The organism is Micromonospora sp. NPDC050187 (genome assembly GCF_044459745.1).
Taxonomy (GTDB): Bacteria; Actinomycetota; Actinomycetes; order Mycobacteriales; family Micromonosporaceae; genus Micromonospora.
In genome coordinates this window covers 406,165-419,405 of record NZ_JBITJH010000001.1, presented here as the reverse complement: position 1 = coordinate 419,405, position 13,241 = coordinate 406,165, and the positions used below count along the sequence as shown (strand labels likewise).

The 13,241-nt window shown below is 74.5% G+C and carries 13 protein-coding genes; 7 read left to right on the top strand and 6 right to left on the bottom strand.

The window, feature by feature from the left end; genetic code table 11:
• Nucleotides 1–13: 13 nt before the first annotated feature.
• Nucleotides 14–790 carry an SDR family oxidoreductase gene (locus ACIBJE_RS01915; protein ID WP_396741723.1) on the bottom strand — a complete coding sequence of 259 codons (777 nt, stop codon included), beginning with the start codon at nt 788–790 and terminating at the stop codon, nt 14–16.
• A 159-nt stretch (nt 791–949) separates the two neighbouring features.
• On the opposite strand from ACIBJE_RS01915, the gene ACIBJE_RS01910 reads away from it, so the two are divergent.
• The 3 genes from ACIBJE_RS01910 (at nt 950) to ACIBJE_RS01900 (ending at nt 2,615) form a co-directional block, all read left to right on the top strand.
• Entirely contained in the window at nt 950–1,828 is an 879-nt protein-coding gene (locus ACIBJE_RS01910; RefSeq protein ID WP_396741721.1) for an AraC family transcriptional regulator, read from the top strand.
• A gap of 7 nt (nt 1,829–1,835) precedes the next feature.
• On the top strand, nt 1,836–2,291 hold the full coding sequence (locus ACIBJE_RS01905) for an Rrf2 family transcriptional regulator (RefSeq protein WP_088979961.1): 456 nt from the start codon (nt 1,836–1,838) through the stop codon (nt 2,289–2,291).
• A 138-nt stretch (nt 2,292–2,429) separates the two neighbouring features.
• A complete protein-coding gene (locus ACIBJE_RS01900) occupies nt 2,430–2,615 on the top strand; it encodes a DUF4236 domain-containing protein (protein ID WP_088985195.1) in 186 nt (61 codons plus the stop codon).
• A gap of 101 nt (nt 2,616–2,716) precedes the next feature.
• Here the strand turns inward: ACIBJE_RS01900 and ACIBJE_RS01895 are convergent, their stop codons facing one another.
• Both ACIBJE_RS01895 and ACIBJE_RS01890 read right to left on the bottom strand, forming a co-directional pair.
• Nucleotides 2,717–3,640, bottom strand: a complete 924-nt coding sequence (locus ACIBJE_RS01895) for a hypothetical protein (protein ID WP_396741719.1) — start codon at nt 3,638–3,640, stop codon at nt 2,717–2,719.
• 92 nt (nt 3,641–3,732) lie between these two features.
• Entirely contained in the window at nt 3,733–4,254 is a 522-nt protein-coding gene (locus tag ACIBJE_RS01890; protein WP_088979964.1) for a VOC family protein, read from the bottom strand.
• Nucleotides 4,255–4,312: 58 nt separating this feature from the next.
• Here ACIBJE_RS01890 and ACIBJE_RS01885 point away from each other — a divergent pair, with 58 nt between their 5' ends.
• Both ACIBJE_RS01885 and ACIBJE_RS01880 read left to right on the top strand, forming a co-directional pair.
• Nucleotides 4,313–4,777 (top strand): MarR family winged helix-turn-helix transcriptional regulator, encoded by a 465-nt coding sequence (locus ACIBJE_RS01885; protein WP_396741717.1) that lies wholly within the window; start codon nt 4,313–4,315, stop codon nt 4,775–4,777.
• 57 nt (nt 4,778–4,834) lie between these two features.
• Nucleotides 4,835–6,916 carry a tetratricopeptide repeat protein gene (locus ACIBJE_RS01880; RefSeq protein WP_396741715.1) on the top strand — a complete coding sequence of 694 codons (2,082 nt, stop codon included), beginning with the start codon at nt 4,835–4,837 and terminating at the stop codon, nt 6,914–6,916.
• A 30-nt stretch (nt 6,917–6,946) separates the two neighbouring features.
• Here the strand turns inward: ACIBJE_RS01880 and ACIBJE_RS01875 are convergent, their stop codons facing one another.
• Complete coding sequence (locus tag ACIBJE_RS01875) at nt 6,947–8,371, bottom strand: sensor histidine kinase (RefSeq protein ID WP_396742225.1); 1,425 nt, start codon at nt 8,369–8,371, stop codon at nt 6,947–6,949.
• Nucleotides 8,372–8,421: 50 nt separating this feature from the next.
• On the bottom strand, nt 8,422–9,078 hold the full coding sequence (locus ACIBJE_RS01870) for a response regulator transcription factor (RefSeq protein ID WP_396741713.1): 657 nt from the start codon (nt 9,076–9,078) through the stop codon (nt 8,422–8,424).
• Nucleotides 9,079–9,172: 94 nt separating this feature from the next.
• Between ACIBJE_RS01870 and ACIBJE_RS01865 the strand changes: the two genes are divergently transcribed.
• Both ACIBJE_RS01865 and ACIBJE_RS01860 read left to right on the top strand, forming a co-directional pair.
• Nucleotides 9,173–10,312: an outer membrane lipoprotein carrier protein LolA gene (locus ACIBJE_RS01865; RefSeq protein WP_396741711.1), complete on the top strand. Its 1,140-nt coding sequence runs from the start codon at nt 9,173–9,175 to the stop codon at nt 10,310–10,312.
• Nucleotides 10,313–10,551: 239 nt separating this feature from the next.
• The gene (locus tag ACIBJE_RS01860) at nt 10,552–12,771 is read left to right on the top strand and encodes a HelD family protein (protein WP_396742223.1); all 2,220 of its coding nucleotides are present in this window, start codon (nt 10,552–10,554) and stop codon (nt 12,769–12,771) included.
• Nucleotides 12,772–12,786: 15 nt separating this feature from the next.
• Here the strand turns inward: ACIBJE_RS01860 and ACIBJE_RS01855 are convergent, their stop codons facing one another.
• Complete coding sequence (locus ACIBJE_RS01855) at nt 12,787–13,194, bottom strand: hypothetical protein (RefSeq protein ID WP_396742221.1); 408 nt, start codon at nt 13,192–13,194, stop codon at nt 12,787–12,789.
• Between the last annotated feature and the right edge of the window lie 47 nt (nt 13,195–13,241).

The window sequence follows — 13,241 nt, the reverse complement described above, 5'->3', positions numbered from 1 at the left end:
CCCGACCAGGTGGTCAACCGTGTGTCGTGATGCCGCCGTCGACCGGGATGACCGCGCCGGTCAGGTACGCCCCGGCACGGGAGGCCAGGTAGATCGCGGTGCCGGCCATGTCCTCGGGTCGGCCGATGCGGCCCAGCGGCACCTGCTGCTCGATGCCGGCCCGGGTCGCCGGGTCGTCCAGGGCGAACGCCATCATCCTGCTCTCGAACGGGCCGGGCGCGATCGCGTTGACCGTGACGTGCTCCCCGGCGAGTTGGTGGGCGAGAGTGCGGGTCAGCATGTGTACGGCCGCTTTGGTGGCCGAGTACGCGTACACCTCCATCGTCGGCACCCGGGTGCCGTCCACCGAGCCGATGTTGATCACGCGGGCCGGGTCGTCGGCGCTGGCCGCCGCGCGCAGTGCGGGCAGCAGCGCGGTGGTGAGCCGGAACACCGCCTTGACGTTGACCGCCCAGAGCTTGTCGAAGGCGCTCTCCGGGTACGCCTCCAGCGGCGCGCCCCAGGTGGCTCCGGCGTTGTTCACCAGCACGTCGAGCCGGGAGGTGTGGTCCCGCACGGCGGCGGCGAGGGCCTCCGCCCCGGCGTCGGTGCCCAGGTCGGCGGGGATCGCCACGCACCGACCGTCGGCGGACAGCTCGGCGGCGACGCGCTCGCAGACCTCCGCCTTGCGGGACGAGATGATCACCTCTGCCCCGGACCGGACGAAGCCCTGGGCGATCATCAACCCGATGCCCCGGGAGCCTCCGGTGACCAGCACCGTCTTGCCTTCGACCGAGAACAGATCCGTCATGTGCATCCCATCGCGAGTCGGCGGGGCCGCCCGCGCCGGCCGACCGGGCGCTACCGACCGGTAGCCTAACCGTCCCGACCCCTGTCGGAGGGCCGGCGATCCCCTACGTCCCCACCGCCGACATGCGGTGGGCGGCCCGGCGGGCTAACGTCGCTGGTGATGGTCTCTTCCGGTCAGCTCGCCCCGGCCACGGACGCCGCTCCCGCGCCGGTCGCAACCGGGATCCAGGCCCTCACGCTGGGTGATCTCGGCGCTGACCCGGCGTGGCGGCGACCGGTGCTGATCGGTTCGGACCACCTGATTCTGGTCACCGGCGGTCACGGCACTTTCGAGGTCGACTTCCACCCGTTCCCCTGCCGGCCCGGCACCATGTTCCGGGTCCGCCCCGGTCAGGCGGTGCGGCGCACCGACGCGCTGGACGCGGTGATGGTGCGCTGGAGCCCGCACGCCCTGCACGGGCTGGACGTCGACCCGGACGCCGTACCGGCCCACACCCAACTGGTCGGCGAGGACGAGGAGGCGGTGATCAACGAGGTCAGCCAGCTCGTGGTGGACTGCCGGCGGCACCCGGGCGTGGCCGGCGAGAGCCTGCTCCGACACCAGCTCGCCGTTCTGCTGCTGCGCCTGACGCTGACCACCGCCCCGACCGGCGGGACCGAACCGCGTACGTTCCGGCGGTTCTGCCGGGAGGTCGAGCACCACTACCGGTACACCCGGCGGGTCGAGGACTACGCCGACCGGCTGGGCTGCTCGGTGCGTACCCTCACTCGGGCCTGTCTGGCGATGACCGGGCGCAGCGCCAAGCAGGTCATCGACGAACGGGTGGCCTTGCAGGCCCGCCGGCTGCTCGCGGCGACCGACGAGCCGATCGCCCGGATCGGTCGGTATCTCGGCTTTCCCGAGCCGACGAACTTCGGTCGTTTCTTCAGCCGGGAGGTCGGCCTGAGCCCGGGTGCGTTCCGGGCGACCGGCGGCCGGGTGGCCGTGCCGGCGCGAATCGTCCGCCCCCGGCCGCCGCATTGGACCGACCGGGCATGATGGCATCGTGCAAATCTCGGCCCGTGGCGACTACGCGATCCGGGCGGCGCTGAGTCTGGCCGCCGCGTACCCCTCGCTGCTCTCCACCCAGTCCATCGCCGCGGAGCAGGACATGCCGCGCAAGTTTCTCGAAGCCGTCCTGGCGGATCTGCGCCGGGCCGGCATCGTCCGGGCCCAACGTGGGGCCGAGGGCGGCTACACCCTGGCCCAACCGCCCCGGGAGATCGCCGTCGGCGCGATCCTGCGGGCGGTGGACGGGCCACTGGCCGGCGTACGGGGGATGCGCCCCGAGGAGACCGAGTACCTGGGTGCGGCGGAGAACCTGCCCCGCCTCTGGGTGGCCGTCCGGGCCGCGGTCCGGCAGGTCGTCGACGAGGTGAGCCTGGCCGACCTGTCCACCGGCAAGCTGCCGGCGCACGTGCGGCGGCTGACCGCCCGGCCGGGTGCCTGGGAGCCGCGCTGAGGGGCTTCGGCGACCGGTGACCGCGCCGCCCGGCCCGGCCGGTGTTCCACCGTGGAACGATCACGGGTTTCGTGAAACGGCCATCCGGGCATGTTCGACACCGAACACGGACGGCTGGTCATGAAGGGAGGCCCCGACATGGGCCTGATGTTCCGCAAGCGGAAGAAGTACGGTCCCCTGGTCCTCAACTTCACCGAGAACGGCTTCTCCTCCTGGACCGTCCGGCTCGGCCGGTGGTCCTGGAACTCCAAGGCCCGGGCGCACCGGGTCGACCTGCCCGGCCCGCTCTCCTGGAAGCAGGACAAGTCCCGGTCGCGGGCGTAACCGGCACGACCGAAGCTCCCGACGTCGAGCGGGGTGCGTGGTGGACCACCACCGGCACCCCGCTCGACGTGTCCGGATCGTCCGCCCGCCGGGTGCCGGGTTCACTCCTCCGTCAGCCGGGACTCCGCCACCGGGTGGATGAGCACGTCCCCGCCGAGCCGGCCGTCCGCCGGTTCCCGGATCACCGTGCCGGCGTCCAGCAGTACGGTCAGCGCCCGTACCGCGTCGGCGGCCCGGTACGGGGTGGCGGTCAGCACGTGTCGGCGCAGCTCGGTGACCGTACGGGGGCCGGAGCGGGCCAGCTCGGCGACCAGCAGCGCGCCGAGCCGGTCGGCGTCCGGGGCGGCGGTGAGGTCGCGCGCCACGCCGTCAAGGTCCCGGTACCGGAAGCCGGCCGTCGCACCGACCTGCCAGATGGCCTCCTTGCCCGCCTCCAGGTTGCGGTCCGAGCCGGTGCCGAGGGCGAGCAGCCGGGCCGGTTCGTCGTCGGCCGGGCTGGTCTCGACCCCGGTGACCAGCGGGAAGCCGGCCCGGTGGAGAGCGGCCGGGCCGCCCGCGTCGGCGGGCACGGCGAGCAGCAGGTCGGCCGGGCGGCCGGCTGCGGCGGCGGTGAGGAGGGGCATGGCCGCCGGTCCGCCCAGCACGACGCCGGCCGGGTCGGCGAGGACGGTGAAGGTGGGTGCGCCGGCCGCGCCGGCGGCCTTCAGTGCCACCGGCAGTCGGTCCGGCGCACCGGGTACGGGGTACACGGCCACGTCGGCGGGGAGACGGGAGGTCACCGCGCCGAGCCGGGCCGGCAGGTCCGGGTCGACGCCGACCGCCACGACGGTGACGCGACGGCCGTGTACCCGGTCGGCGGCGTCGGTCAGGGCGCCCAGAGCGGCCTCGACGGTCCCGCCCACCGGGCCGGCGTACGCGAGGGCGAGCGTAACCCGCCGCGATCGGCGCAGCGCCCCGGTGAGCCAGGTGTCGAGCTGGCGGGCGAGGAGCCCGCAGAGAACGGCGTCGTACGGGTCACGCGGCATCCTGTGGTTCTACCAGGCGGCCGGTGCCAGCCCCGAGGGCCGGGGGCGGACGGGGCGCTCCGGACAGGGGGCGGACGGGCAGCCGCTCCGGGTCAGGCCGGGACGGAGACGCCGACGCCGCCCCGGGTCTGCCCGCCGTAGCGCTGCCGCTCGCGGGCCAGGTCGAGGCGGCCGATCCGGGTGCGCGCGGCGAGCGCGGCGGCGTCGAGCCGGTCGGCGGGAACCAGCCAGACGATCTCGAATTCCAGGCCGTCGGGGTCGCGGCCGTAGAGGCTCTTGGTGGTGCCGTGGTCGGAGCTGCCGACCAGTGCGCCGGCCGAGGTGAGCCGCTCGGCGGTGACGGCCAGTTCGTCGAGGGTGTCGACCTCCCAGGCCAGGTGGTAGAGGCCGACGGTGCGGCGGCCCGCCTCGGACGGGCCGGCGGCGGCGCCGATCTCGAAGAGGCCGAGGTCGTGGTCGTTGGTCGAGCCGGGCGCCTGGAGGAAGGCGGCGCCGGTGAACCCGTCCGGGGTCATCGGCACGGGCTGGAAGCCGAGCACGTCACGGTAGAAGGCGACGCTGCGCTCGACGTCGCGGACGAAGAGGACGGCGTGGTTGAGGCGGTGGATTCCCATGCCCACCACGGTAGCGCCATTTTGTTGAGCGTTCAACTAGTTGTCGTATGATGGCCGCATGACCCGGTGGTTGGACCCCGACGAGCAGCGCACCTGGCGGGCGTTCCTGGCCGCCTCCCGGGCGCTGATGGAAACCCTCGACCGCGAGCTGCAACGTGACGCCGGAATGCCGCACGCGTACTACGAGATCCTGGTCCGGCTCTCCGAGGCGCCCGGACGGGAGCTGCGGATGACCGACCTGGCCCTCGCCAGCGGGTCCTCGCGCAGCCGCCTGTCGCACGCGGTGGCCCGCCTGGAGGCCGCCGGCTGGGTGTGCCGCCGGGACTGCCCGACCGACCGGCGGGGACAGTTCGCCGTCCTCACCGACACCGGCTTCGCCGCGCTCGCCGCCGCCGCGCCCGGCCACGTCGAGGGGGTACGCCGACACCTGTTCGACGCGCTCAGCCCGGCGCAGGTCGACCAGTTGCGCCGGATCAGCGAGTCCCTCGTGGACCATCTGGGCGTCGATCGACCACTATCCTGACCAAACTGCCACCTGACGGGTCTTGTACATACCGTCGCGGAATGCGCACGATGAGGCGTGTCCTCCCCCTTCGGTGAACTGACCGGCCAGGCGCACCATCTCGTGGCCGCCGGCGATCTCTCCGGTGCCCAGGAGCTGCTCGCCGACGCCCTGGCCGACGCGGACCCGCGCCCGGCGAACGCCTCACCCGAGCTGGCCGAGGCCGCCGGTCTCCAGGCCCGGGTGCTGGTCACCCTCGGCGAACCGCACTCCGCCCGGGGCTGGGCGGCGTTCGCGTACGCCGCGATGACCCGGCTGTACGGCACGTCCGACCAACGGACCGTGGCCGCCGCCGCGACCCTCGCCGCCGTACTGCACCGGGTCGGCAGCTACGCCCGCGCCGCCCGGCTGTACCAGGAGGTGATCATCGAGCTGACCGCGCTCGACGGGCCGGAGTCGCTGCGGGTGCTCGCCGCGCACGCCGACCTGGCCACCGTCGAGTACGCCCGGGGCGAGTGCACGACCGCCCGGGAACGCCTCCAGGACGCCTGGGAGCTGCACCGCGAGGTGTACGGCGACGGGCACGTCAGCGGGATCAAGATGCTCGCCCGGCTCGGGGCGATGCAGCGCGACTGCGGTCACTTCGCCGACGCGCACGACAACCTGGCCCTGGCCCGGGAGCTGTGCCGGCAGCACCTGGACCCGGACGACCCGCTCGCCGCCCAGGTGGCCGGTCTGGCCCGCGCCGCCGCCAACCCGGACCACGCCTGCGACCACGTCGACGACGCCGAGCCCCCGGTGGTGCCCGCCGCGCGGACCCCCTCGGCCGACGAGGGAGACACCGGCGGGCCCTGGCCCCCCGAGACGGCCGACCACTCCGACGGGCCCGGACCGGAGACCTGGTACGCCGGGCGCGACCGGGGCACCGACGCCGGCTACCGGACGGGCCCGGACCACCGTACGGACCCCGGCCACGACACGGCGGCGGGCCACCGCCGGGACGCCGGTCACGACGACACCTACGGGACGGACACCGGCTACGTCACGGAACCGGCGTACGGCCCCGGGGCGGGGTACGGCACGGACCCGGGGTACGGGGCGGCGGCCGGTCACGGCCCGGTCCCGCGCCCACGTGTGCCGGAGGAGCCTGCCGGCTCCGGCCCGGACGACGCGTACCCGGCCGGTCCCGACCGGTTCCGGACCTACCCCGGTCGCCACCATCCCGGGGAGCCGGCGGCCAACGGCGGGCAGCGGCACGACGCCGGGTACGTCGACGAGGCCGGATACGCCGACGAGGGGGTCGGCTACGCGGGCGAGGGGGTCGGCTACGCGGGCGACTCCGGGTACACCGACGAACGCACCCGCAACGGCAGCGGGGGCCCCGGATCGGACGGCGGATGGTCGACCGGCCACCGGTACGCCACCGACGGCCGCTCGTACCGGCACGACCAGCGGTTCACAAGCGCCGGGCGGTACGGCGACGACCCCGACGGCGACGACTGGTGGCCCCCGGAGGGAGAGGTGGACCGCCCCGACGAGCCGACCGGTACCCGTGGTCCGACCGGGCCGGCACTGCCGCCTTCGGTGGTCGGCCTCACCGGCGGGCAGCACCCGGAGGAGTCCCCCGGCGTGCGCCGGGTCGCCCACCTGCCGGTGCGGGTCGGCTCGCGGCTGCCGGTGCACGTTCCCCGTCCGCCAGCCGATCCGCCCCGCCGGCTCGCGCCGCTGGTCGTCGCCGGGGTGGTCGTGGTGCTGCTCGGCACGGGGGCGGTGATCGCCGGGGTGGCCCGGGTCGACGAGCCGGCGGGGCAACCGCAGCCCGCCCCCGGCACCGGGTCGCCCCCGGGCGCGACGCCCGGCGGCACCGCGAAGCCGGCCAGCGCGGCACCCGGCGCTCCGCCCGGCGGGGTGACCCTGCGCGACAACCGGGACAGCGTCACGTTGAGCTGGACGTATCCGGCGGGGGCGGAGGGTCCGGTGGTGGTCTCCGGCGGCCGGGTGGGGCAGGACGCCCGAGCCTTCCAGGAGTTGCCGGCGGGCGCGACCAACTACATCGTCTACGGGCTGGACCAGGGCACCGACTACTGCTTCACGGTGGCGGTCGTCCACTCGGCGGACACCGTCGGCCGGGCGAAGCCGGTCTGCACGAAGCGGAGCTGAACCGGCCGCCCACCCGCAGGGTCGCTCCGGTCACGGCTCCGGGTCGGGCAGGGCCGGCAGGCGCACCGAGACACGCAGTCCCGGTTCGGCGTCGGACAGCCACACCGTGCCGCCGTGCAGCCGGACGAGTTCCCGGACGATGGCCAGACCCAGGCCGGTGCCCCCGGCGTCCCGGTCCCGGGCGTCGTCCAGCCGGGTGAACCGGTCGAAGACCCGTTCCCGGTCGGCCGCCGGGATGCCCGGCCCGTCGTCGGTCACGGTGACCAGGTGGATGCCGGCTGCGGCGTCACCGCTCACCTCGACCACGACCGTGCTCCGGCAGTGGCGGACCGCGTTGTCGATCAGGTTCGTCAGGACGCGGTGCAGGTCGTCCGGGTCGCCGACCGTCCACCGTGGCCCGGACGCCGGCAGGACGCGTACCGGAGGGGACGGGAAACGGGCGGCAACGGCCCGGACCAGCTCGGTCAGCTCGACCGGGCCGGTGGCCCGCCGCCCGCGCCCGGCCCGCCCGGGGACCCCGGTCCCGGCGACGGCGCCGGCGGGGGTGTTCCCGGCCTCGTCCAGGCGGGCCAGCAGCAGCAGGTCGTCGACGAGACGACTGAGCCGTTCGGTGTCCGCGAGCAGGTCGCGAGCCACCACCGGCCAGTCGGTGCGCTCCCCCAGCCGCCCGGCCACCTCCAGTTCGGTGCGCATGTTCGTCAGCGGACTGCGCAGCTCGTGGGCGGCGTCGGCGAGGAACGCCCGTTGTCGGGCGCGGGCCGCCTCCAACCGGGCCAGCATGTCGTTCAGGGTGACCGCCAGCCGGTGGATCTCGTCCCGGGAGGCCGGCACCGGCAACCGCCCGCCGCCGGCCCGGCCGGTGATCTCCTCGGCCCCGCTACGCAGCGCCTCGACCGGGCGCAGGGTCGCCCCGACCACCCGCCAGGCCACCCCGCCGAGGATCACGACCAGCAGCGGGATGCCTACCAGCAGGACGAACCGGACCACCTCGGCGCCCTGGTTCACGTCCGCCATCGACTTGCCGACCAGGACGGTCAGCGGTTCGGCCGGCGTGCCGGTGGGGACGCTCACCACCCGGACCGGGCCGGGCAGTCCCAGCCGCTCCCCCCGGACGAAGGCGCGCTGCCGGGCGGCGTGGTCGATCCGGTCCACCGGCAGCATCGGCACCAGCCGGTCGGCGTCGATCGAGGCGGCGCGGACCCGACCCTGTCCGTCGACCACCTGGACGCGCACCTGCCCGGCGGCGACCGGCAGTGGATCGGGCAGGGCGTCCTCGGCGGCGAGCAGCGCCACCGCGTCGGCGGTCTGGAACGCCTCGGCGTCGACGCTGCGTTGCAGGACGTGGCCGAGCACGCTGAGCAGCGCTAGCCCGCCCAACGCCAGCCCGACGGCCAGCCCGAGGACGCTGACCAGGGTCAGCCGGCCGCGCAGCCCGAGGGGCGGCGGCCGGCGCAGCCCCCGGCCGCCGGTCCGCTCCTCGCCCGGCGCTGGCTCCGGCGGTCGGGTCACGGCGTGAGGCGGTAGCCGGCGCCGCGGACGGTCTCCAGGTGGTGCCGGCCGATCTTGCGGCGGAGGTAGCCGACGTACACCTCCACCGCGTTCGGCGCGGTCTCCACGCTGGCGTCCCAGACGTGGTCGAGCAGTTCGGTCTTGGACACCACCTCTCCGGGGCGGCGCATCAGGTAGTCCAGCAGGGCGAACTCCCGGGCGGTCAGGGCGATCTCGGCGTCGCCCCGGGTCACCCGGCGACCGGCCGGGTCGAGGCTGAGATCACCGACAGTCAGCACGGTGGGGCGTTGCGGTGCGCCCCGGCGCAGCAGGGCCCGCAGCCGGGCCAGCAGCACCACGTACGAGAAGGGTTTGGTGAGGTAGTCGTCCGCTCCGCAGTCCAGCCCGTCGGCCTGGTCGTACTCGCCGTCCTTGGCGGAGAGCATCAGCACCGGCAGCCAGTGCTCCTCGGCCCGGAGCCGGCGCACCAGCTCGTAACCGGAGAGGCCGGGCAGCATCACGTCGAGGATCATCGCGTCGTAGCCGCCGTGCCGCGCGGCGTCCAGTCCGGCCGGGCCGGTGGTCGCCACGTCCACCGCGAAGCCCTCCGCCTGGAGCCCCCGTTGCAGCGTCCCGGCCAGCCGGGTCTCGTCCTCCACCACCAGCAGTCGCACGGGTCAAGGGTGCCACCGTCGCGCCGCCGGCTGTTTCGTCTTCCTCAGCCCCCTCACAGCATGGGTCGGGCAGGATGGCGGTCAGGAGGTGCACATGTCTGTTCTGACAAGCCGTCCGGCGTTGCGCTGGATCGTGCCGACGGCCGCGACGGTCGTCCTGATCTCCGGTGGCGCGGCCCTCGGCCAGTTCGCCGCCGAGGCCGAGCCGAGCCTGCCACCGAGGAGCGCCGCCCAGCTCCTGGTCGACCTGCAGACGTCCCGGCTGGAGGGGCTTTCCGGCACCGTGGTGCAGCGCGCCGACCTCGGCCTGCCGCCGCTGGTCGCCACGGTCGCGCAGCGCCGCGAGGACCTGACCGCCCTGGTCGCCGGCACCCACACCATGCGGGTCTGGTACTCCGGTCCGGACAAGGCCCGGATCGCCTTCAAGGACACCCTCGGCGAGCGGGACGTCATCCGCAACGGCACCGACCTGTGGGTCTGGAACAGCAAGAAGAACGAGGCGCACCACCGGACGCTGCCGGCCGACACCGGGCAGCGGCCCGACGCCGGCACGGAGCTGCCGGTGACCCCGGCCGAGGCTGCCGACCGGGCGCTGGCCGCGATCGACCCGAGCACCGAGGTCAGCGTCGGCCGGTCCGCGACGGTGGCCGGGCGGGACGCGTACGAGCTGGTGCTCAAGCCGCGCGACAGCGCCTCCCTGGTCGACCAGGTGCGGATCGCGCTGGACGCGAAGGAGCACGTGCCGCTGCGCTTCGAGCTCTTCGCCGACGAGGGCGACGCGCCGGCGATCGAGGTGGCCTTCACCCAGGTCGACTTCAGCCGTCCGGACGCCGACCAGTTCGCCTTCAACCCGCCGCCGGGGGTCAAGGTGAACGAGGAGAAGTCCACCGGGACGCGGCCCGAGCGTCCGGCCGGGTCGGAGAAGCCGGCCGGCGCGAAGGACCGGGACGCGACCGTGGTCGGTGAGGGCTGGGCGGCCGTGCTGGTCGCCCGGACCGGTGCCGGGTCTTCCGCCGGACGGCCGGCGGGGCAGGACGCCCCCGCCAGCCAGCCGGAGAGGCCGGAGGCCGCGGCCGGGCTGGACCTGCTCAACCAGCTGCCCAAGGTCAGCGGTCCCTGGGGCAGCGGTCGGCTCTTCTCCGGCACGGTCTTCAGCGTGCTGCTCACCGACGACGGGCGGGTGCTCGCCGGTCTGGTGACGCCGGAGCGGCTCTACGAGGTCGCCCGCGGCTGACCTCTCCGACGAGCCATGATTCGCGTCACCGGAACCCCGTTCCGGTGACGCGAATTCTTTGCCTGGACTTGGTCGGCACCGCCGGGGCACGCTATCTTTCTCAGTTCAGACACAAAAAGAACGACCATTAGCAAATGGCCGCTCGGAGCTATTTTAGCGAATTGGGAGAGGGCTTGTCAACGCAGTCCGACGAGCAGCAGCACACCGACGAGATCGGCCACGAGCAGGAGTACGTCTCGATGCTCTACCGCCGGCTGGACGGGCTGCGCGACCAGGCCGCCCGCCGGTTGGCCGAGGAGCTGCGCAGCGACGGTGGCACCATGCAGGCCCGCTCCCAGCGGGACACCGCGGTGCGGATGTACGCCGAACAGGTCGAGCAGTTCTCCGCCGTGGAGCAGGGGCTCTGCTTCGGCCGGCTGGACGCCGACGACGGCGCGCGTCACTACATCGGCCGGATCGGGATCTTCGACACCGGCGACGACTACGACCCGCTGCTGATGGACTGGCGGGCCCCGGCCGCCCGGCCGTTCTACCTGGCCACGGCGGCCAACCCGCAGGGCGTACGCCGCCGCCGGCACCTGCGGACCCGGGACCGCAAGGTGGTGGGGCTGCACGACGAGACCCTCGACCTGGCCAGCGCCTCCCCCACCGCACACGAGGAACTGACCGGTGAGGCGTCCCTGCTGGCGGCGCTGAACGCCAGCCGGACCGGCCGGATGCGGGACATCGTCGAGACCATCCAGGCCGAACAGGACCGGGTGATCCGGGCCGACCTGGGTGGCGTCCTCGTCGTGCAGGGCGGGCCGGGCACCGGCAAGACGGCGGTCGCGCTGCACCGTGCCGCGTACCTGCTGTACACCCACCGTCGGGAGCTCTCCAGCCGGGGTGTCCTGCTGGTCGGGCCGAACGCGACCTTCCTGCGCTACATCTCGCAGGTGCTGCCGACGCTGGCCGAGACCGGCGTGCTGCTGCGCACGCCGGGTGACCTCTTCCCCGGGGTGACCGCCCGCCGCGTCGAGTCGGCCCGCACCGCAGCGCTGAAGGGCCGGACGGCGATGGTCGAGGTGCTCGCGGCCGCCGTCCGGGACCGGCAGCAGGTGCCGGACGAGCCGCTGGAGATCGAGCTGGAGCAGCGCGACGTGCTGACGCTGACTCCGCAGATGTGCCGGGAGGCGCGGGAACGGGTTCGCCGCTCGGGCCGGCCGCACAACCTGGCCCGCGCCCTGTTCGACATCGAGATCATCCATGCCCTCGCCGACCAGGAGGCCGACCGCATCGGCGCGGACCCGCTCGGCGGGGAGAACCTGCTCGACGAGGCCGACGTCGCGGAGATCCGCCGGGAACTGCGGGAGGAAGCGGGGGTCCGCGCGGCGCTGGACCAGCTCTGGCCGGTGCTCACCCCGCAGCGCCTGCTGGCCGACCTGTTCGCCGATCCGGACCGGATCGCCACCGCCGCGCCCATGCTGGACGAGGACGAGCGGGCGTTGCTGCACCGCGAACCGGGCGGATGGGCCCCGTCCGACGCGCCGCTGCTCGACGAGGCCGCCGAACTGCTCGGCGAGGACGACCGATCGGCGGCGGCCCGCCGGGAACGGATCCGCGCGCAGGCCCGCGAGTATGCCGAGGGCGTGCTGGAGATCTGGCGGGGCTCCCGCTCCATCGACGTGGAGGACGAGGCGGACGGCGGCGAGATCCTCGGCGTCACCGACCTGCTCGACGCCGACAAGCTGCTGGAACGGCAGGAGACCGGTGACACGCTGACCACCGCCGAGCGGGCCGCCGCCGACCGGAACTGGGCGTTCGGGCACGTCATCGTGGACGAGGCGCAGGAGTTGTCACCGATGGCCTGGCGGCTGCTGATGCGCCGCTGCCCGAGCCGGTCGATGACCATCGTCGGCGACGTCGCGCAGACCGGCGCGCTCGCCGGCACCCCGTCCTGGCGGGAGGCGCTGGAGCCGTACGTGGCCGACCGGTGGCGGTTGGCGGAGCTGACCGTCAGCTACCGCACCCCGGCCGAGATCATGGCGGTCGCCGCCGACGTGCTCGCCCGGATCGACCCGGAACTCCGCCCGCCCCGCTCGGTGCGCAGCACCGGGGTCGAGCCCGTGGAGCGTACGGTCGCCCCGGAGCGGCTCGCCGCCGAGGTGATCGACGTTGCCCTCCGGGAGGTGGCCGACCTCGTCGACGGCCGGCTCGGCGTGATCGTGCCGGCCGGACGCGTCGACGAGTTGGGCGCGGCGGTGACCGGCGCGCTGCCGGAGGCGGCGGTGGGCGAGCACCCGGAGCTGGCGAGCCAGGTCGTGGTGCTGACCGTCGCCCAGGCGAAGGGGCTGGAGTTCGACTCCGTCCTGCTGGTCGACCCGGACGCGATCGTCGCCGAGTCCCCGCGCGGCGAGAGCGACCTGTACGTCGCCCTCACCCGCGCCACCCAACGCCTGACCACCCTCGTCTGCCCTTGAGCCGGGGCGGGTGGGTCAGTCGTCGGTGAAGCCGCCGGTGTGGCTGGCGGGCGCCGACTGGTCACTGGTGGAGCTGCCGGCCGGGGTGCTCAGGCCCCCGGTGGTGGCGTCCCCGGTGGTGGTCGGAGCGACCGTGCCGGGATGCCGCTCCGGCTGCCGCGCCAACCGGCGGACGCTCGCCGGCCCGGCGGTGCCGCCGGTGGTGGTGACCGCCCCCTGTCCCCGGGTCGGGCCACCGTCGCGCAGCACCTCCGGGTCGATCGGGACGTCCGCCGGGTCGCCCGGGTCCTCCCGCTGGAGTTGCTGCTGCACGTCGCTCGGGGGCGAGTTCATCTCGTTCAGGGCGTCCTCGCCGTAGACCCCGGCGAGGAGCCGCTTTTCGGTCCGGCGGGCGGACTCGCGCATGCTCTCGGACACGTGGATCACCTCGCAGAATTGTCGGTGACCCGTGGCCTGCCCGACCCCGGCCC

Bases quoted from the DNA above. Each gene is read 5' to 3' on its own strand.
- ACIBJE_RS01860 (WP_396742223.1), top strand. From the start codon at position 10,552: ATGCTCTACCGCCGGCTGGACGGGCTGCGCGACCAGGCCGCCCGCCGG.
- ACIBJE_RS01915 (WP_396741723.1), bottom strand. From the start codon at position 790: ATGACGGATCTGTTCTCGGTCGAAGGCAAGACGGTGCTGGTCACCGGA.
- ACIBJE_RS01885 (WP_396741717.1), top strand. From the start codon at position 4,313: ATGACCCGGTGGTTGGACCCCGACGAGCAGCGCACCTGGCGGGCGTTC.
- ACIBJE_RS01900 (WP_088985195.1), top strand. From the start codon at position 2,430: ATGGGCCTGATGTTCCGCAAGCGGAAGAAGTACGGTCCCCTGGTCCTC.
- ACIBJE_RS01890 (WP_088979964.1), bottom strand. From the start codon at position 4,254: ATGGGAATCCACCGCCTCAACCACGCCGTCCTCTTCGTCCGCGACGTC.
- ACIBJE_RS01910 (WP_396741721.1), top strand. From the start codon at position 950: ATGGTCTCTTCCGGTCAGCTCGCCCCGGCCACGGACGCCGCTCCCGCG.
- ACIBJE_RS01895 (WP_396741719.1), bottom strand. From the start codon at position 3,640: ATGCCGCGTGACCCGTACGACGCCGTTCTCTGCGGGCTCCTCGCCCGC.
- ACIBJE_RS01865 (WP_396741711.1), top strand. From the start codon at position 9,173: ATGTCTGTTCTGACAAGCCGTCCGGCGTTGCGCTGGATCGTGCCGACG.